The sequence below is a fragment of the Streptomyces sp. 6-11-2 genome (assembly GCF_006540305.1).
In the GTDB taxonomy this organism is placed as follows: Bacteria; Actinomycetota; Actinomycetes; order Streptomycetales; family Streptomycetaceae; genus Streptomyces.
On the sequence record NZ_BJOR01000001.1, the window covers coordinates 3,634,353 to 3,652,742 of the forward strand.

20 protein-coding genes and 1 tRNA gene are annotated in these 18,390 nt (G+C 71.7%); 10 read left to right on the forward strand and 11 right to left on the reverse strand.

What is annotated here, in order from left to right; translation table 11 throughout:
- Positions 1-172: 172 nt before the first annotated feature.
- Both TNCT6_RS15710 and TNCT6_RS15715 read right to left on the reverse strand, forming a co-directional pair.
- Positions 173-514, reverse strand: a complete 342-nt coding sequence (locus tag TNCT6_RS15710; protein ID WP_141359969.1) for a hypothetical protein — start codon at positions 512-514, stop codon at positions 173-175.
- 58 nt (positions 515-572) lie between these two features.
- The gene (locus TNCT6_RS15715; RefSeq protein ID WP_141359970.1) at positions 573-1,118 is read right to left on the reverse strand and encodes a hypothetical protein; all 546 of its coding nucleotides are present in this window, start codon (positions 1,116-1,118) and stop codon (positions 573-575) included.
- Between the two features lie 651 nt (positions 1,119-1,769).
- On the opposite strand from TNCT6_RS15715, the gene TNCT6_RS15720 reads away from it, so the two are divergent.
- Positions 1,770-2,099, forward strand: coding sequence for a hypothetical protein (locus tag TNCT6_RS15720; protein ID WP_141359971.1), 330 nt, complete (start codon positions 1,770-1,772; stop codon positions 2,097-2,099).
- Positions 2,100-2,269: 170 nt separating this feature from the next.
- Here TNCT6_RS15720 and TNCT6_RS15730 read toward each other — a convergent pair.
- The 4 genes from TNCT6_RS15730 to TNCT6_RS15745 all read right to left on the reverse strand — a co-directional run bounded on the left by TNCT6_RS15730 (position 2,270) and on the right by TNCT6_RS15745 (position 4,227).
- Positions 2,270-2,354 (reverse strand) — tRNA-Ser (locus tag TNCT6_RS15730).
- A 70-nt stretch (positions 2,355-2,424) separates the two neighbouring features.
- Positions 2,425-2,946, reverse strand: a complete 522-nt coding sequence (gene tadA / locus TNCT6_RS15735; RefSeq protein ID WP_141359973.1) for a tRNA adenosine(34) deaminase TadA — start codon at positions 2,944-2,946, stop codon at positions 2,425-2,427.
- A 47-nt stretch (positions 2,947-2,993) separates the two neighbouring features.
- Positions 2,994-3,530 carry a hypothetical protein gene (locus TNCT6_RS15740; RefSeq protein WP_141366473.1) on the reverse strand — a complete coding sequence of 179 codons (537 nt, stop codon included), beginning with the start codon at positions 3,528-3,530 and terminating at the stop codon, positions 2,994-2,996.
- A gap of 460 nt (positions 3,531-3,990) precedes the next feature.
- Positions 3,991-4,227, reverse strand: a complete 237-nt coding sequence (locus TNCT6_RS15745) for a hypothetical protein (RefSeq protein ID WP_141359974.1) — start codon at positions 4,225-4,227, stop codon at positions 3,991-3,993.
- A 151-nt stretch (positions 4,228-4,378) separates the two neighbouring features.
- Between TNCT6_RS15745 and upp the strand changes: the two genes are divergently transcribed.
- Positions 4,379-5,014: a uracil phosphoribosyltransferase gene (gene upp, locus TNCT6_RS15750; protein WP_141359975.1), complete on the forward strand. Its 636-nt coding sequence runs from the start codon at positions 4,379-4,381 to the stop codon at positions 5,012-5,014.
- 73 nt (positions 5,015-5,087) lie between these two features.
- Here upp and TNCT6_RS15755 read toward each other — a convergent pair whose 3' ends face one another.
- The 4 genes from TNCT6_RS15755 to TNCT6_RS15770 all read right to left on the reverse strand — a co-directional run bounded on the left by TNCT6_RS15755 (position 5,088) and on the right by TNCT6_RS15770 (position 7,827).
- A complete protein-coding gene (locus TNCT6_RS15755; RefSeq protein WP_141366475.1) occupies positions 5,088-5,723 on the reverse strand; it encodes a LytR C-terminal domain-containing protein in 636 nt (211 codons plus the stop codon).
- A gap of 225 nt (positions 5,724-5,948) precedes the next feature.
- Positions 5,949-6,245 (reverse strand): type II toxin-antitoxin system VapB family antitoxin, encoded by a 297-nt coding sequence (locus TNCT6_RS15760; RefSeq protein ID WP_004943146.1) that lies wholly within the window; start codon positions 6,243-6,245, stop codon positions 5,949-5,951.
- Positions 6,246-6,435: 190 nt separating this feature from the next.
- Positions 6,436-7,116 (reverse strand): HdeD family acid-resistance protein, encoded by a 681-nt coding sequence (locus TNCT6_RS15765; protein ID WP_141359976.1) that lies wholly within the window; start codon positions 7,114-7,116, stop codon positions 6,436-6,438.
- Between the two features lie 99 nt (positions 7,117-7,215).
- Positions 7,216-7,827, reverse strand: a complete 612-nt coding sequence (locus tag TNCT6_RS15770) for an HhH-GPD-type base excision DNA repair protein (protein WP_141359977.1) — start codon at positions 7,825-7,827, stop codon at positions 7,216-7,218.
- A gap of 168 nt (positions 7,828-7,995) precedes the next feature.
- Here TNCT6_RS15770 and TNCT6_RS15775 point away from each other — a divergent pair, with 168 nt between their 5' ends.
- The 6 genes from TNCT6_RS15775 to TNCT6_RS15805 all read left to right on the forward strand — a co-directional run bounded on the left by TNCT6_RS15775 (position 7,996) and on the right by TNCT6_RS15805 (position 14,099).
- Positions 7,996-9,960, forward strand: coding sequence for a copper resistance protein CopC (locus TNCT6_RS15775; RefSeq protein ID WP_253266118.1), 1,965 nt, complete (start codon positions 7,996-7,998; stop codon positions 9,958-9,960).
- 286 nt (positions 9,961-10,246) lie between these two features.
- A complete protein-coding gene (locus TNCT6_RS15780; protein ID WP_253266119.1) occupies positions 10,247-10,537 on the forward strand; it encodes a hypothetical protein in 291 nt (96 codons plus the stop codon).
- Positions 10,538-10,546: 9 nt separating this feature from the next.
- Positions 10,547-11,437: a DUF2637 domain-containing protein gene (locus tag TNCT6_RS15785; RefSeq protein WP_253266120.1), complete on the forward strand. Its 891-nt coding sequence runs from the start codon at positions 10,547-10,549 to the stop codon at positions 11,435-11,437.
- A gap of 111 nt (positions 11,438-11,548) precedes the next feature.
- Complete coding sequence (locus TNCT6_RS15795; protein WP_141359978.1) at positions 11,549-11,893, forward strand: STAS domain-containing protein; 345 nt, start codon at positions 11,549-11,551, stop codon at positions 11,891-11,893.
- Between the two features lie 131 nt (positions 11,894-12,024).
- Positions 12,025-13,491, forward strand: a complete 1,467-nt coding sequence (locus TNCT6_RS15800; RefSeq protein ID WP_172632916.1) for an MFS transporter — start codon at positions 12,025-12,027, stop codon at positions 13,489-13,491.
- Positions 13,492-13,592: 101 nt separating this feature from the next.
- On the forward strand, positions 13,593-14,099 hold the full coding sequence (locus TNCT6_RS15805) for a MarR family winged helix-turn-helix transcriptional regulator (RefSeq protein ID WP_141359979.1): 507 nt from the start codon (positions 13,593-13,595) through the stop codon (positions 14,097-14,099).
- A gap of 86 nt (positions 14,100-14,185) precedes the next feature.
- On the opposite strand, the gene TNCT6_RS15810 is transcribed toward TNCT6_RS15805, so the two are convergent.
- Positions 14,186-14,605, reverse strand: coding sequence for a CBS domain-containing protein (locus tag TNCT6_RS15810; RefSeq protein WP_141359980.1), 420 nt, complete (start codon positions 14,603-14,605; stop codon positions 14,186-14,188).
- A gap of 315 nt (positions 14,606-14,920) precedes the next feature.
- On the opposite strand from TNCT6_RS15810, the gene TNCT6_RS15815 reads away from it, so the two are divergent.
- Positions 14,921-16,387: a magnesium transporter MgtE N-terminal domain-containing protein gene (locus TNCT6_RS15815; RefSeq protein WP_253266121.1), complete on the forward strand. Its 1,467-nt coding sequence runs from the start codon at positions 14,921-14,923 to the stop codon at positions 16,385-16,387.
- 404 nt (positions 16,388-16,791) lie between these two features.
- On the forward strand, positions 16,792-18,384 hold the full coding sequence (locus TNCT6_RS15820; protein ID WP_141359981.1) for an NRAMP family divalent metal transporter: 1,593 nt from the start codon (positions 16,792-16,794) through the stop codon (positions 18,382-18,384).
- Positions 18,385-18,390 lie beyond the last annotated feature (6 nt).

Sequence of the window (18,390 nt, forward strand, 5' to 3'; positions counted from 1 at the left end):
TGTTCGCGCTGGTCAGAGCGTGATCCAGAGTCGTTCAGCCTCGTCCTCCCGCCCGTCGCGTGAACCGTTGTGAACGTCTCCGCACGGGGGCGAATGAGACGGAAACTGAGACGGAGTGATCACTCGCTGACCTGCGCGTTAGTACTCCAGCCGGACTTCTAGATTTTCCCTCCTATCGTGAAGGCGGCAGGGGTGGCCATGATTCGGGCGGTAGAGGTGGCGGGGGCGAAGGGGGCGGGGGCGGGGGTGGCTCCCACGCCGGCAGCACCGGGCCGCCCGCGCGCAGGCGTGCGATGGTCAGCTCGGCCCGGCGGCGTGCGAGCGGCGCGTCGTCGCGGTCGAAGCAATAGCGGATGCGGGTGCGGCTGTCGGTGACCTCGGTGGACAGCAGCCGGTAGCCGAGCGCGTGGGCGATCTCCTCGACGTTGCGCGAAATGGCGTCCTTCAAGAAGTTGAGCGTCAGCTCGATCCGGCCCCGGCCGTCGAAGAGGGCTACGATCTCCTCGCTCTTCACTTTCCCCACTTTCTCCAGAAAGACCGTCAGCCTCGCACCAGGAGCACGACGGCCTCGTTCAGCCGGTCACGTCGCCGGTGAACTCGGGGAAGTCCTGGCCCGAGTAGTCCGCCACGCGTTGCACCCTGACGACGATGCGCTTGCCGTACTCCGTCTTCATGGACCAGTCGTCGGTGAAATTGGACCCCGTCCCCGGAGCCAGCTGGCCCTCCAGGGGCTTGGACCCGCTCTCGAACGTCCTGTGCAGCGCCTCGCCGCCGGTCGTCGCGCCGTCCACGAGGAGCGTCACCCCGTGCAGGTCAACGGGCTTCTGGCCCTCGTTGGACACGTACAGCAACACGCGGAAGCCGGTGTACCCCGCCTGCGGTGCCTCGTCGTAGTAGGTGGACACCCGAGCGTCGATGACGGAGACATTCAGACCGTCCGGCCAGGTGTACCCCTTATTGAAAGTCAGGTGCTCCGAGGGTGCCGTGCTCGTCGCGGCTGTCGGCGACTGTGAGGGTTTCGGCGTCGCCTTGTTGTCCTCGCCGCTGCCGGTGTTGTTGCAGGCCGCCAGAGTTGCCACCAGTAAGGCCGCTATCGCGACCGTCACGCGTGTGCGCATGTCTCCTCATTCCTCAGTCGGTGCACATCGTCCCACCGGTGTTCCTCAGCCCCCGACACCCCACGCACACCAACGGACCCGCGGGCGGGCACGGCGCCCCCTCCATCCCGGTGCCGGCCGATCCCTCGCCGGAGGCACTGTTCTGACTCCGGGCCTGGTCTTCGCCCCCCTTGTGGGCGCGGGCGGGCGACGGCGCGCGGCCCTGGTGACGAAGGCAAGGAGGGGCGGCGCGGCGGCGACCGACCGGCGCCGCCGCGCTGTGCGCGGCATCTCTGATCTTCGATCGGACTGCTTGCAGTTCAGAAGGCCGGGAGCGACGGCGAGCGAAGCGAGCCCTTGATGGCAGCAGGGAAAGTCTTTTCCGGCTGGGGTGGCCTGCCTCGAAGGTGTGCGCCACGTGCACGGATCTTGAGACGGGCATACGAACGCCCCCGCCTCGACTCGCGAGGCGGGAGACCGTAGCTCGCGCCTACCGCTCTGTGACAGCGACCGACGCTTTGGCCCGACTGGCGCTCTGGACAGACGCCATCTGATCCGTGGCTGATATCGAGGGGGCAGGGTGACACTCTGCCCCCTTAGGCAGTGTCTGGCGGATCAGCAAAGCCATCTCTTGAGCAGCCTCGATGACCCATGTCCAAGAGATGTGCTGAGATGGGGCTCTTCAACCAGGGAGGGAAGTTGTATAGCGGCGCGCACAACGGCTGTGGCCCGGTGCAAGATCTGTCCCCTGATGACCACGTGTTCGTGTCCAAGCGCGTGTATCGCGGGCAGCCGGTCGTGCGTGTGCACCTCGATGAGGACGGAGACTGGCAGGCGTTTTCGGCTGAAGAACCACGCTGGTTTGGACGGCCGCGGCTGATTCACGCAGCTCACCTGTTGGAGCATGATCCGTCATTGGGCAGCCTTCCGGCCCTGCCGCTGGGCCACCTTGCGACCAGAGATGAGGCTTCTGGCACAACATGGCAGATCTTCCAGGGGTGACGTTCAGGAACGGAGCCACAGTCGGAGCGCTGCGGTGGTGACGGCGCCGTGGAAGACGTAGGCCCTCTTGTCGTAGCGGGTGGCCGCTCTTGATCGGCCAACTGAGACGGAAACTGAGACGGGGATGCGCGAAGGGTCCGGCTCATCGAGCCGGACCCTTCGTCTACCTGCGGTAGCGGAGGGATTTGAACCCTCGGTGACTTGCGCCACACTCGCTTTCGAGGCGAGCTCCTTCGGCCGCTCGGACACGCTACCGAGGGAGACCTTACAGCACACCGGGCCGTGCTTCGAAATCCGTTTCCGTCCCGCCCCGGGCGGCCCGGGTTCAGCGGCCGCGGAAGAAGTCGGTCAGCAGTGCGGCGCACTCCTCGGCGAGCACACCCTCGATCACCTCGGGCCGGTGGTTGAGCCGCCGGTCCCGTACGACGTCCCACAGGGAGCCGGCGGCGCCGGCCTTCTCGTCGCGGGCGCCGTAGACCACCCGGTCCACCCGGGACAGCACGATCGCTCCGGCGCACATCGTGCACGGCTCCAGTGTGACCACCAGGGTGCAGCCCGACAGCCGCCACTGCCCGGTCTTCGCGGCGGCCCGCCGGATGGCGAGCACCTCCGCGTGTGCGGTCGGGTCGCCGGTGGCCTCCCGCTCGTTGTGGCCGACGCCGAGCACGGTCGTGCCGTCGGCGGACAGCACGACCGCGCCCACGGGCACGTCCCCGCCCGGGACGGCCTGCCCGGCCTCGTCCAGGGCGAGCCGCATCGCGGCCCGCCAGCGGTCGCGCACCGGGTCCGGGGCCCGGGCAGGGGCCGGGGCCCCGGTCGGGGTCGGCGTCCGGTTCGTGTTCGGCATCCCGCTCATGTCGGACGGTCCGCCCGGGTCCGGCGCGTCCGTCCCGGTCAGCGGACGGTCTCCAGCACCTCCGAGGCACCCAGGGCCTCGGCGATGGCGTTCAGCGCGTCCTCCGGGTCCAGGATGCGCAGCTCCTTCGCGCCGACCCCCAGGTCGCCGAGGATCTCGCCGTCGCCCAGCGGGCTGTGCGTGATGGCTTCGGCGGACGACGACTCCTCCTCGTCGTCCTCGGTGGACGCCGGTTCGCCGTCCTCCGTGCCGTCGAGGTCGAGGGAGTCCAGGTCGGGGCCGTCGTCGCCGGGCTCCCGGCCGAGCAGTTCGTCGGTGAGCAGGATCTCGCCGTACGAACTACGGGCAGCGGCGGCGGCGTCGGATACGTAGATACGAGGGTCGTCCTCGCCGTCCACGCGTACCACGCCGAACCACGCGTCCTCCTGCTCGATCAGGACGAGCACCGTGTCGTCGTCGGCCGAGGCCTCCCGGGCCAGGTCGGCCAGATCGGCCAGCGTCTCCACATCGTCGAGCTCTGTGTCGCTCGCTTCCCACCCGTCTTCGGTGCGCGCGAGCAGTGCGGCGAAGTACACCGTGACTCTCCCACTGGTCATAGGCGTGCCGGTTGGGGGTCCCCCCGGCGGAGGTTCTGGGCGGGGGAGCTGGGCTCCGAGCCCCACCCACTCGGAATCGTGGCAGAAACAAGGCCTTCAGGGGACGTCTTCGGCTCCCTGTGTCCGGCAGTTTTGATCGCACACCGGTAAAGGACTCACCAGCGCACACGTTGCCGCCACCAGCGGATCGTACGCGGCTTTCCCCCGACGGCCACGCACACCCACCGTCGGAGACGTCCGTGCGGGTGCAGCTCTGCTCCCGTGCCTTCCGCGCGTGTCTTGCCGTGTGTCCGGCCCCGCGCCTTCCCCGGGGTCCTCGCCGGGGTCTCGGCGGGAGTTTTCCGCGACCCGAGCCCATGGGCCGGGTGCGTGACCCGGCGCGCGGCGGGGGTCGTCCGTGTCCCGATGGCACCCAGGGCGCCCGTGTCCCGGTGGTGTCCTACCAGCGGAACGTGCGCATGCGCATGGCGTGCCGCAGCCGGGCGGTCTTGGCGCGGCGGGGCTGGACGCGGTCGCGCAGGGCCCGGGCCTCGGCGAGATCGCGCAGGAACCGGGCCCGGCGGCGGCGCCGTTCGGCGTCGGCGTCCGCCGCGCCGGCCGTCTCCGGGAGGTCCGCCGTGTCCCGCCGCACGCGCGGCGACGGGTCCTTGTCAGGTTCCCGTTCCCGATCAGGCATCGGCTCACCACCCCAGTCCGTCACTCCCACTTTCCCCCGGATGCCGGGTTTGATGCCACAACAGCGCACGCCGGCGGGGGTGCGACCCCGCCCGCCCGCCGGCGGGACAGCGGGCGGGCGGGCCGGATCGGGGCCCGGTTACTGTTGGCCCATGCGTCTCCACGTCGTCGACCACCCGCTGGTCGCTCACAAGCTCACCACGCTGCGCGACCGCCGCACCGACTCCCCGACCTTCCGCCGGCTCGCCGACGAACTGGTCACCCTGCTCGCCTACGAGGCGACCCGCGACGTGCGCACCGAACAGGTCGACATCAACACGCCGGTCGCCCCGACCACCGGCGTCAAGCTCTCCCACCCGCGGCCCCTGGTGGTGCCGATCCTGCGGGCCGGCCTCGGCATGCTGGACGGCATGGTGCGGCTGCTGCCGACCGCCGAGGTGGGCTTCCTGGGCATGATCCGCAACGAGGAGACGCTGCAGGCCTCTACGTACGCGACGCGCATGCCGGAGGATCTCTCCGGCCGCCAGGTCTACGTCCTGGACCCGATGCTCGCCACCGGCGGCACGCTGGTCGCGGCCATCCAGGAGCTGATCAAGCGCGGCGCCGACGACGTGACCGCGGTCGTCCTGCTGGCCGCCCCCGAGGGCGTCGCCGTGATGGAGCGCGACCTGGCGGGCACCCCGGTGACCGTGGTGACGGCCTCGGTCGACGAACACCTCAACGAGCACGGCTACATCGTCCCGGGCCTCGGAGACGCGGGCGACCGGATGTACGGCGCCGCCGAGTAGTACCGGCCCGCCGACTGACGCCTCTCGGGTGGCCCCGCGGGGCCACCCGCCACCGACCCGGCTGCGGGGAGCCTCAGCAGCCCTTCTTCGGGGCGGTTGCCGAGGGCTGGGGGGCCGTCAGGGCGGTCAGGGCGGTCAGGGCCTGATCGGCGGCCGTCTGCTGGGTCAGCGCCTTGAAGCCCGTGCCGATGATCAGGTCCACGTCGGTGCCCTTGCGGGTGTCCGTGCGGCTCTCCGCCCCGGCGAGCTGGGTGGCGAGGACGGGCAGCGAGGTGTTCAGCGACGAGGCCGGGCCGACGAGCAGTCCGGCGCCCTTGACCTTCTTGTCGAACTGCTCGGTCGCGTTGCCCACCTGACCGATGCGGAAGCCGCGCTTCTTCAGCTCGTCCGCGGTCTGCTTGGCCAGGCCGCCGCGGGGCGTGGCGTTCAGGACGTTGACCGTGATCTGGCCCGGCTTGGGCAGCTCCCGGGCCGCGCTCGTCGCCGACGGGCTCGCCGCGGGCGACGCCTTGGTCGAGCAGTCCCCGTCGGTGCCGGCCGCCGAGGCCTTCCGGCCGCCGGTGAAGACGTCGATGAGCTGCCACGTGCCCCAGCCGATCACGCCAAGGACCGTGACGGAGGCGACGGCGAGGAACACGAGCCTGCCGCGCCGCCGGGGCTTGCGCATCCGCGGGTATCTGTTCCCCGTGATCCGGTACTTCCCGCCCATGCCGGGGGGAGTCAGCATGCTCATGAGCGCAGCGTAGTGGGCATGAGCGGTGATTCCTACTGGATGATCATCGGAGCGGCTCAGCAGAACCCGAAAGGTCCAAGCCGTGACCGGACGGCGGGTCCGGACGGCTCAACTCCCGGCTCACATTCCCGGCTCGGTGCCCTGGCCAAGGGCATGGCTCAGGGGCCCGGCTTCAACGGCGCGGGCCCGCGGCCCGGATGCTCAGTCCAGCTCCAGCACGCGCGCGTGCAGCACCTGGCGCTGCTGGAGCGCCGCCCGTACCGCGCGGTGGAGGCCGTCCTCCAGATACAGGTCGCCCTGCCACTTCACGACGTGCGCGAAGAGGTCGCCGTAGAAGGTCGAGTCCTCCGCGAGGAGGGTCTCCAGGTCGAGCTGCTGCTTGGTGGTCACGAGCTGATCGAGGCGGACCGGGCGCGGCGCGACGTCCGCCCACTGCCGGGTGCTTTCCCGGCCGTGGTCGGGGTACGGCCGGCCGTTTCCGATGCGCTTGAAGATCACACGGAGAGCCTACCGGCCCAGACCTTCCGGGCGCAGCCCGGCCGCTGGAGTGCGGCGCTGGAAATGCCGCAGCAAAACCGGGCGAACCGGGAACGGGGGCTTGAGATCGGCGACAGCGGGTCCGTGCCCGGACCGCGGCGTGCGGGAGTTCCCGCCGTGCGCCCGTTGTGCACAGGCTGTGGACAACGGGTCACACGGTGCGGGGGCCGCGTTCGGCGTGCCCGCGGATGCGGAAGGCGGTGACGATCTCGAAGATGCCGACCACCACCAGCCACCAGCCGCCGAGCACGATGAGCACCGCGGCCGACCGGAGCGGGGCGTCGATCAGCACGATGCCGGCGACGAAGGTGAGGATGCCGAGGAAGATCTGCCAGCCGCGCGCGGGCGCGCCGCGGTCGTCGAGGGCGGCGATCGTCAGGGTGATGCCGCGGATCAGCCAGCCGATGCCGATCCACAGCGCGAGCAGCAGGATCGACTGCGTGGCGCCGCGGAAGCACAGCAGGCCCAGCAGGATCGACAGGGTGCCGCTGATGAAGGCCAGCACGCGCAACGAGGTCGTCTTGTGGGTGCCGAACGCGGAGACCAGTTGGAGCACGCCACTGACCAGCAGGTAGATCCCGAAGAGGATTCCGGCGGCCAGCAGGGAGGCGCCCGGCCAGAGCAGCACCAGGACGCCGAGGATCAGGGCGGCCGCACCGGTGGCGAGGACCGCCTGCCAGGCGGCGTGGGACAGAAGGTGCAGGAGTCCTTCCAGCGGCGGTTCGTACCGCGGGGGCGGCGATGTCCGCGGCTCCCGTGGGTCACGCATGGCGTGGACGCGGCGATCGTCGTACGCCGGGCTTTCGGGGCCGCTGCTCGGTGGCTCGGTCATGGTTCATGCTGGGACCGGGCGCGCGCGTACCGCCACCCGGGACCGGCCGGTCGGCTGACGTGCGTCGCACGGCCCGTCCCCGCCGCACCGCCGTCCCGGTCACTTCCCGGGGGACTTCGTCCCCTTGCCCGCTTTGGCGGCCTTGGCCGCCGCCTTCAGCTCCTGCTTGTGCGCCCGCACTCTGGCCAGCGACTCGGGCCCGGTGATGTCCGCGACGGACCGGAAGGAGTCCGGCTCGCCGTACGCTCCCGCGGCCTCCCGCCACCCCGTGGGCCGCACACCGAGCTGCTTGCCGAGCAGCGCCAGGAAGATCTGTGCCTTCTGCTTGCCGAAACCGGGCAGCTCCTCGAGGCGTCGCAGAAGCTCGCGCCCGCTGTCGACGTCCCGCCAGATGGTCTCGGGGTCGCCGTCGTAGTGTTCGACGAGGTATTGGCACAGCTGCTGGATCCGCTTGGCCATCGACGCCGGGTAGCGGTGCACGGCCGGCTTGTCCGACAGGAGCCGGGCGAACGTCTCCGGCTCGAAGGCCACGATCTCGTGGGCGTCCAGGTCGTCGGTGCCCATGCGCCCGGCGATCGTCGCCGGCCCGGTGAACGCCCACTCCATCGGGATCTGCTGGTCCAGCAGCATGCCGACCAGTGCGGCGAGCGGACTGCGGCCGAGGAGTGCGTCGGCCTCGGGGTCCTGGGCGAGGTGAAGGGTGACGTCCATGTCCCGATGGTCGCCCGCCTGACGGCGTGACGCAGCCGGAGGGCAGCCTTCCCGCGGGACCCTGGTTGAGCAGAGTGCCGTCTTCGTCCGTACCCATCCAGAAGCCGGCGAGTTCCAAGACGGAGTAGTGACGTGACCGGACGGCGGGGCGAAGGTCGGGAGGGCGCTGTGCGCCGTGGACGCGTACGGCGGCGACGGCTTGGGAAGCTGACGCTGCTCGGCGCGGTACTGGTCCTGTTCCTCCTCGGCGGCGCCGGACCCGCCTCCGCCCACGCCGCCCTGCGGGGCGCGGACCCCGCCGACGGAACCGTCCTCGAGACGGCGCCCGGCACGATCACTCTCGCCTTCACCGAGTCCGTCAGCCTGCTCGACGACTCCTTCCGCCTGTTCGACCCCGAGGGGCGGCGGGTGCGCACGGGCGAGCCGCAGCACGCGCCCGGACGACCGGACACGGCCCGGGTGGCGTTCCCGGAGGGGCTGGGCGAAGGCACGTTCACCGTGGCGTGGCGGGTGGTGTCGGCCGACAGCCACCCCGTCTCCGGCGCCTTCACCTTCTCCGTGGGCAAGCCGTCCCCGACGATGGCCGCGATCGACACCGGCCCGTCCGAGAACCCCACGACCCGCGGCCTCTACGACCTCGCCCGCTACACCGCCTACGGCGCCGCGGCCCTGCTCATCGGTACGGCGGCCTTCGCGTTGCTGTGCCGCCCGCCGAACGCGAGCCCGCTGCGCAAGCCGCTGGTGGCGGGCTGGTGGGCACTGCTGGCCTCCACGCTCGCCCTGCTCGTGCTGCGGGCGCCCTACGAGACCGGTACCGGTCCGGTGTCGGCCTTCGACCCCGCGGCCGTCTCCCGCACCCTGACCGGCCGCCCCGGTCTGATGCTGCTGGCCCGCCTGGCCCTGCTCGCGCCGGCGGCCGTCCTCCTCGTACGGCTGTCCCGGCGGCGGCCGGAGGAGAAGCCCGCGCGCGTGATCCTGGCGGCGGGCGCCGCGCTGGCCCTGGCCCTGGCACTGACGTGGGCGGGGTCCGAGCACGCCTCGGCCGGTATCCAGGTTCCGGTGGCGATGACCTCGTCGGTGCTGCATCTGCTGGCGATGGCGGTCTGGCTGGGCGGCCTGACGGCCCTCCTGACCATCCTTCAGCACGTCTCGGCGGACGAGCCGGAGGCGGGACACGGCGAGACGGAGCCGGGGCCGAGGGCAAGGGAGGCAGTCACGGTCGCCTCCGAAGGCAGCGGTGGCCGTACAGCGGTCGCGGTCCCGGTCGCCGAGGCAGCCAGCGCGGTGGCGCCTTCCGCCGACGGTCCCGCGCTGACCGCGGCGGTGGCGCGCTTCTCCCGGATCGCCTTCGGCGCCGTCACCGTCCTCGTCGTCACCGGGGTCTACCAGTCCTGGCGAGGCCTCGGCTCCTGGGCCACGCTCACCGGCACGGCGTACGGCCGGTTGCTGCTGGTCAAACTCGTCGTGGTGGCACTGCTGCTGGCCGTGGCGGCCCGTTCCCGGCGCTGGACGGCACGGCTGGTGACGGCGGACGCGGAGCCGGCCGTACGAGACGGGAAGGCGCCGGCGGTACCCGACGGGGAGGCACGAGCGGAGGACCCCGGGACGAAGGCACCCGCGCCCGCACTTGCGCCCGCCCCCGACTCCTGCCGTCGTGCTCTGCGCCGCTCGGTCCTGGCCGAGGTCGCCGTGGGCATCGCGGTCCTGGTCTTCACCACGGTGCTGGCCGGCACCCTGCCGGGCCGCGCGGCCGCCGAGGCGGCCCAGGCCGCGCCCGAGGCCGGGGTTCCTGGAGCCTCCGTCACGATCATTCCGTTCGACGTCGGCACCCCGGGCGGTCACGGCAAGGTGCAGATCACCCTGGAACCGGGTCGCGTCGGCCAGAACGCCGTGGAGGCCGTCGTCTACGGCCCGGACGGCGGCCTGACCATCGTTCCCGAACTGCGCCTGTCCCTGTCCCTGCCCGCACAGAAGATCGGACCCATCGACGCCGGGCTCACCAACAGGGGCGGCTACTGGGGAACCGACTCCCTCAACCTCCCGATCCCCGGCACCTGGACCGTGAAGGCGACGGTACGGGTGTCGGAGATCGACCAGGTGAGCGTGGAACGGAAGGTCCGGATCCTGCGCTAGTGCCGTGCCGGGCGTCGCGAGCCGGTGAACCTTTCCGGTCACAGCACTGGCGACTGCGGGACGCCGGCCGGTGCGCGGGTGCGGAACGCGGCGGGTCGATATCCGTGACATGCGCCTCCGGGGACGTATGGTCGACGTGCCGCACGCCGAACGGCGGATCACCGGCCCATGCCCGTCTCTTCATTTGTACGGATGAGACATCCCATCGCACATTTAGGGCTAATCAGGGAATTCCTTCACCCATTTGCCGCGCATCCGGGGAAAGTCGTACGGCGTTAGTCGGGACATGACTAAGGCAACCAGGGAAGGGTACTGGGGTCTGTTCGGGGGTCAGGAGCGAGAGGGCCCGGTCGCCGCACACGCGGTGGCGCTGGGTCCCTACACCTACCTTCCCGCCCCGGTGCACTCGTCGGCCACTGTCAACGGCACCCTGACCAGGGGAGGTTTTCTGGTCGCGCTCAAGGTGACGGAGCCCCTGCTGCGGGATTTCCTGGAGGCGATGAGCACACTGGAAGCCGACCTCGCGCGCCGCTGGCTCGGTTCGGAGGGCCGGTCCCGTTTCTCGGGAGCGGAATAGCTGCCCGTCATGTACGACGAACGTATCGATCATCGTTCCGGCCACTATTCGGATTATCCCGGTTACCCGAGCCGTACGGGCGGATACCAGGGGGCGGGCACCGGCCGGCACCGGGGCTCGGCGGAGTTCTTCACGTCTCCCCTGGAGCCGCCGGACGCGGCCTGGGACCCCGCCGAGGAACTGGCCTTCATGCTTCAGGACGCGATGGAGGAGCACCGGCCGGACATCCTCGTCGCCCGGGACGAGGCACCGGTCACCGAGCCCGCTCCGAACATCGGCACGCCCCTGGAGACCCTTGAGGCGATCACGGCGGAACTGCCTCCGCTGAAGGCGGTCGCCCGACGCCATCGAAAGGTCCGGGAACGCAAGCGTCCGAACGTCCTGCGGTCCACCAGTCACGTCATCGCCGCGCTGACCGCGGTGATCGCTTCCTCGGTGAGTTTCTTCGGCGGAATGGTTGCCTACGATCCCCTTCGCGTCGTGGCCGTGGCACGGATGCAGGACGGCATCGCGTCCTGGTGGCCCCTGCTGGTCTACGGTCCCTGGCTGGTCGCCTCGCTGTCCGTGCTGCGGGCCGCGCTGCACCAGCGCCGCGCCGTCCACTCCTGGAGCGTGGTGCTGATCTTCTCGTCCATCGCGATGCTTCTGTGCGTGCTGCAGGCACCCAGGACGATCATGGACATCGCTGCGGCCGCACTGCCGGGCCTGGCCTCCCTGGCCTGCTTCCAGCAGTTCGTGCGCCAGATCACCCTGACCCGCCCGCCCCGGCGCCCGTCGCCCCGCCACCGCCAGCCCCGCACCCCGCACACCGAGACCCCGTCCGCGTCCACCGTCCGCGACACCCGCCGCACCGCGACGACGGCGCGACCGGCCGGAGGCACGGCGCGCAAGAGGGCCTGAGCTCGATCGTTCCCCGGAGCCGGGGCCCCGTGGATGCCACGGACGCCACGGACGTGGTCGCGGGGCCACCATGGAGGTGGACGGAGTGTGGCGGACACGAAGGAGGCCGCCATGGCAGCCGCGCATCTCCCGGCGTCGCCCCTGGTGATCCGGGCGACAGACGGCCGACGGGCCGAACTGGCACTCGCCGGGGACATCGGGACGCAGGCCCTGTGGCTACTGGAGGAACGACTCGGAGCCCCGCCGCTGAGTGAGGCCGACGAGTGGATCGTGGACATGAGCGAGGCCACCCACCTCGACCTCGCGTGCGCCTACGCCCTGCTGAGGGTCGCCGCGCGGTGGCCGGCGACCGCGCTCACCATTCGCGGAGCCCGGCGCACCGTGCACCGGACCCTGCACCACGTTGGGCTCGACACGGTCGCGGTGATGGAGGACTTAGGGATGGCGGAGGACTGAGAGAGCCCAGGGGGCTCAGGCGACTCAGGGGACTCAGGGGGCTTGGGCGGCTCGGCGGCGGAGGGCCGGTGACGGAGGGGGCAGGATCAGACGGATCCCGAATATTTCGGTGACCGATGTAATCTGGAGTCATGGCTTCGGATACGACGCACAGCCCGTCCCGTCCGCGCTGGCCCGCCGTGCTCACCGCGGAGCGGGCCCGCCCGGAGGGGATCCGGTCACGACCGAACGCCTGGTGGCTGGCCGTGGCCACGGTGTGCTTCGGGGCGTTCATGGGTCAGCTGGACGCGAGCATCGTGACGCTGACCTACGGCAGCCTGCGCACCGAGTTCCACGCCTCGCTCGCCGCGGTGGAATGGGTGTCGCTGGCGTATCTGCTGGCCCTGGTGGCGCTGCTGGTGCCGGCCGGGCGGCTGGCGGACGCGCACGGCCGCAAGCTGCTGTACCTGTACGGGTTCGCCGTCTTCACGCTGGCGTCCGCCGCCTGCGGACTGGCGCCCTCCTTGGCGGCGCTGGTGGGCTTCCGGGTGGTGCAGGCGGCCGGGGCGGCGCTGATGCAGGCCAACAGCGTCGCGCTGGTGACCACCAGCGCACCCCGCGGGCGGATGCGCACCGCGCTCGGCGTGCAGGCCGCCGCACAGGCGCTGGGGCTCGCCCTGGGGCCCACCGTGGGTGGCGCACTGGTGTCCACCCTGGGCTGGCGCTGGGTGTTCTGGGTGAACGTGCCGGTCGGAGTGGTCGCGCTGGTGAGCGGGCACTATCTGCTGCCTCGCACCAGGGCCCGCACCAAGGTCGCCCGCTTCGACTGGGCCGGACTGGCGCTGCTGGCCGTGGCGACGACCTGCGCGCTGCTCGGCGTGTCCGCGGCCTCCGGTCTGCCGGTGCCCGCCTGGGGTGTGGTCCTGCTGTTCGGGGTGGCGGCTCTGGCCGGCTGGGGCTTCGCACGACGTCAGCGGCGGACCGCCGCGCCCTTGCTCGATCTCGCTCTGCTGCGGGTGCGCGCGGTCGCGTTCGGGCTGGTCGGGGCACTCAGCGGATACCTCGTGCTGTTCGGCCCGCTGGTACTGGTGCCGGTCGTGCTGACCGCGCGGGGGGCCTCGGAGCTGACCGCGGGACTGGTGCTGACCGCGTTGCCCGCCGGGTTCGCCCTCGGCGCCACCGGCGGCGACCGGCTGCTGCCGCGTTCCCTGACCGACCGTGGCCGGTGCCTGGCCGGGGCCGGCGTATTCCTCCTCGCCACTGCCGCGCTCCTGGCCGCTCCCCTCACCATCGCCTGGCTGGTGCCGCTGCTGGCCCTGGTCGGCGTGGGGCTGGGGACGTTCACCCCGGCCAACAACGCCCTGATCATGGGCGCGATCCCGGCTCGTTCCTCCGGCACCGGTGGCGGCCTGGTCAACATGACCCGCGGTCTGGGCACCGCCCTGGGCGTGGCGCTGGTCACCCTCGCCCTGCATCTGGCGGCCGGCGGCGGAACCGAGGCCGGCGCCCGGTGGTCCGCGTCGATTCTGGTGGCGGTGTCGGCTGTCGCCGTCGTCTCGGCCTGGCTGGGGCCGGACCGGGGCGACCACCGCCGGTCCCTTCCGGGACTCGGGGCGTGAGAACGATGCGTGAGCCGGTGGGCAACCCGCGCGAGCCGGTGGGCAACCCGGCGGCGGTACGAGCAGGAGGGCGCGCGCGGGGCCCCGGCTACCCTTGCCGCATGTCCGCGCAGCCCCGCTCCGAGCTTCCCCTGCCCGGCCCCGCCACCGAGGCGCCGGACGCCCGGCTGCTCACCGAGGCTGTCACCCGCCTGCGGCGCGCCCTGCGGGCCTCGATCCGCACCGACTATCCGTGGGAGAAGCTGCCCATGGCCCAGGTCGAGCTGCTCCAGGTGCTCGGTGAGCACTCGCCCGCCCGGATCAGCGACCTCGCCGCCCGCCAGCGACTCGCGCCGAGCACCGTCAGCGGACTGATCGGCCAGATGATCACCACGGGCCTGGTCGCGCGCGAGGTCGACTCCGCCGACCGCCGCGCTTCCGTCGTCACTCTCACCGACGCCGGACGGGACCAGCTCGCCGCGTGGACCACCGCCCACGAACGCCGCATGGACGCCGCGCTGGCCTCGCTGGACGGCGCCGATCGGGCCGCCGTCGCCGCCGCCCTGCCCGCTCTCTTTCAACTTGCCGAGCAACTCGGTCAGTTGGACGATGGCGGGGTCGCGGGCTGACACGACGAGGGCTCCCACCGGAATCCGGTCGGAGCCCTCGCCCGTCCTGCTGAGTGGCCTTTCGGCGTGGTGGGTGCCCTTCGGTGTCAGGCGGTCGCGCAGACGGCCTCGACGAAGTGGCCCACCTGCGTCTCCGGCAGAGTGCGTGAGAGGTCCGACTCGCTGATCATGCCGACCAGGCGGTGGTTCTCGATGACGGGCAGCCTGCGGATCCGGTGTTCCTCCATGGTCCGCAGGACACTGCCGCTGTCGGCGTTCGCGTCGATCGTGATCGGCTTGCCCTGCTCCAGCTCACCCGCCGTCATGGTCCGGGGGTCCTTCCCCTTGGCGAGGCACTGCACCACGATGTCGCGGTCCGTGATGATCCCGTGGAGGCGGTCGTCGGGCCCGCAGATCGGCAGGGCTCCGACGTCCATCTCCTTCATCCGGCGCGCCGCGTCCTCCAGCGTCTCGCTCTCCTGGACGCATGTGGCACCGGTGTGCATGATCTCCCGTGCGGTGGTCATGGCCGTCTCCTTCGAGCTTCGGTGGCCGGCACGGAGAGAGCCAAGGTGCTGGCCCGCCCCCGGCCAGTTCGGCTTACCACCAGTGTCGGTTCTCCGCAGGCCCGCCGCATGCCGTGGAGGCCAGGCTCCCGCTGAGACACCAGTCCACCCCAGGTGGGGCGTTTGCATGCGTTTGTAGTGATTCAATACCGTTGGTCGCGGGGGCAACCGACGTTCGGGCAGGGCAGAGCGATGACCTTCAGTCCGTCTTCGCCACGGCCGACCGCACACCTGGAGCGGTCGCCCGTCCATCTGTCGTCACTGGTGAAGCGCCCAGTGGTGGACCGGGGTGACCGGTCGCTCGGCCGGCTCTCCGACGTGATCGTCCGGCTGCGCGGCGCCGACTACCCGGTGGTGACCGGGCTCGTGGTCGGCGTGGGTGGCCGTGAGCTGTTCGTCCCCGTGGAGCAGGTGGCCGCGCTCGACGCCGAGGGCCTGGTGGAGCTCGAAAGCGCACGGCTGGACCTGCGGCCGTTCGAACGCCGCGAGGGCGAGGTGCTGCTGCGGGCGGACGTGCTGGGCCACCGGCTGATCGATGTCGGCGAGGCGCGCCTGGTCCGCGCGCAGGACGTGGAACTGGCCGAACGGGACGGCCAGTGGCTGCTGTCGGGCGTGGACACGCACCGGCCGCACCGGCTGCTGGGGATCTTCGGGGACCGTGCGACGGGGCACGCGTGCCGGGACTGGAAGGCGTTCGAGCCGCTCATCGGGCACAGCCGCAGCGCGCTGGTCCGCCGCCCCACGGCCCGGATCCGGCGCCTGCGGCCGGCGGAGATCGCCGACCTGCTCGAGGACGCCTCCCGGGACGAGGAACGCGAGATCCTCGGCGATGTCCGGCAGGACCCGGAGCTGGAGGCGGACGTCTTCGAGGAGTTGGAGGAGGACCGGGCCTCCCGGTTGCTCAACGCCCGCACCGACGAGGAGATCGCCGCCGTACTGGCGCGGATGCGGGCGGACGACGCGGCCGACGCCATCGACGATCTGCGGCAGGGCCGACGCCGTACCGTGCTGGAACTGCTGCCCGCCGGACAGCGCGCCAAGGTACTGACCCTGATGGGCTTCAACCCCGACAGCGCCGGGGGCCTGATGGGGATGGACTTCCTGACCCTGCCCCCGGACACGCCGGCGAGCGAGGCCGAGGCGGCGGTCCGGCGGGCGAGCCGGCTCCAGCCGGAGGCGCTGACCAGCGTCTACACCGCCGACGAGGAGGGACGACTGCTCGGCTGGGTCCGGCTGGTCACCGTCCTGCAGAGCGATCCCGCGGTACGGCTGGGCGAGGTGAGCGAGGCCGATCCCGTGCGCGTCGGCCCGGACACGGACCTGGTGGACGTGGCCCTGCTGATGACGGACTACAACCTGATCACCCTGCCGGTCGTGGACGACGAAGGGGTCCTGCTCGGCGTGATCACGGTCGACGACGTGCTGGAGGCGACACTGCCGGAGGACTGGCGGCGCCGGGAGGTGGCTCCGCCACCCGACGCCCACCGGACCGCCGAGGCCGGCGGTACCGCGGCGGTTGGCGGCATCACGGGGGCTGGCGGCATCACTGAGGCCGGCAGCCCCACGGGGGGCGGCGGCATCACTGAGGCCGGCAGCCCCACGGGGGGCGGCGGCATCACTGAGGCCGGCAGTACCACGGGGGTCGGCGGCACCGCTGAGGCCGGCAGTACCACGGGGGTCGGCGGCACCGCTGAGGCCGGCAGCGCCACGGGCCTGGAGGGGCGTGAGGAGCCCTCACCATGAGCGGGCCCCGGCCCGACCGGCGCCCACCGCAGCAGCCGCCGCCCGGCGCGCGCCCGGATGACGGTCGGTCCGGGGCCGGCGGGCGTCCGGAGGATCGTCCGCCCCGGCCCGGCGCCCGTCCGGATGACGGTCGGTCCGGGTTGTCCGGCACGCGTCCGGAGGATCGTCCGCGTACGTCCGGTCCGCACCCGGCCGGGCGCGGGGGCGCGGGCCGGTCCACGCCCGGCCCGCACTCACAGCCGCAGGGCGGTGCCCACCCCGTAGCCCCGGGTACGCCACCGGTCGGCGGCCCCGGCGCCCCGGAGCGCGCCACGACGCCCGGACGCGACGGCGCCCCCGCACCAAGGCCCACCGGCCACCCTCACCCTCACCCTCACCCCCACCCCCGTCCCCGTCCCACAGCGGTGCTGGACGATGCCCACCTCGGCGACATCGAAGGTGCCCTGGGACGTATCCGGCTGGAGGAGGCGGACTCCAGCCGCAGCCTGAAGCGCCGGCTGCTCACCTTCCTGGCGATCGTCGGCCCCGGCCTCATCGTGATGGTCGGCGACAACGACGCCGGCGGGATCTCCACGTACGCCCAGGCGGGCCAGAACTACGGCTACAGCCTGCTGTGGGTGCTCCTGCTCCTCATCCCCGTCCTCATCGTCAACCAGGAGATGGTGGTCAGGCTCGGCGCCGTCACCGGTGTCGGGCACGCCCGGCTGATCAACGAGCGCTTCGGCAGGTTCTGGGGCTGGTTCAGCGTCGGCGACCTGTTCGTGCTGAACTTCCTGACGATCGTCACCGAGTTCATCGGAGTCTCGCTCGCCCTGAGTTACCTCGGCGTCGACAAGTACGTCGCCGTGCCCGTCGCCGCCCTCGCCCTGGTCGCGATCACCGCCACGGGCAGCTTCCGGCGCTGGGAACGCGCGATGCTCGCCTTCATCGCCGTCAGCCTGCTGCTGGTGCCGCTGGCGCTGATGAGCCACCCGAGCTACGGAGCGGCCGTCCACCACCTGGTGGTCCCGGGCGTGCGAGGCGGGGTCACCTCCGAGGCCGTCCTGCTGATCATCGCGATCGTGGGTACGACCGTCGCCCCCTGGCAGCTGTTCTTCCAGCAGTCCAACATCATCGACAAGCGCATCACACCACGGTTCGTGGGCCATGAGCGCGCGGACACCGTGCTGGGGTCCCTCGTCGTGATCGGCGGTGCCGTCGCGATCGTCGTCGTGGCCGACTACGCCGTGAGCGGTACGGCCGCGGCCGGGCACTTCACCGACGCGCTGGGCGTCGCCGAGGCCCTGGGCGGGCACAGCCGCGTGCTGGGAGTGATGTTCGCCGTCGTGCTCCTGGACGCGTCGATCATCGGCGCCGCGGCCGTCACCCTGGCCACCAGCTACGCCTTCGGCGACGTGTTCAACCTGCGCCACTCCCTGCACCGCAGCTTCCGCGAGGCCAAGGCGTTCTACGGGACCTACACCGGGATGGTCCTGCTCGCCGCCGCCATCGTGCTGATCCCCGGTGCGCCCCTCGGACTGATCACGACCGCCGTTCAGGCCCTGGCGGGACTGCTCCTCCCCTCCGCGTCGGTCTTCCTCCTGCTGCTGTGCAACGACCGGGCGGTCCTCGGCCCCTGGGTCAATCCGCGCTGGCTCAACGTGGTGGCCTCGACCATCATCGCGGTGCTCCTGATGCTGTCCGGAATCCTCGTCGCGACGACCCTGTTCCCGACGCTGGACACCGCCCGGGTCGCGCTGTGGCTCACCGGTGTGCTGGTCGTGGGGCTGCTGGGCGCGGCCGTGGGACTGCGCGTCGTCCACGCCCGCCGGGGCACGGCCCTGCCTCCGCCTCCGAGGATCCCCCGCCCCGAACGCGAGAGCTGGCGCATGCCTCCCCTGGCGCTGCTGGAGCCGGTCGTCTGGTCCCCCGGACTCAAACTCGGAATGAGCCTGCTGCGGGGCTATCTGGTGATCGCCGCGCTGCTGCTGGTGGTCAAGGCCATCCAGATCGGCTGAGCCGGG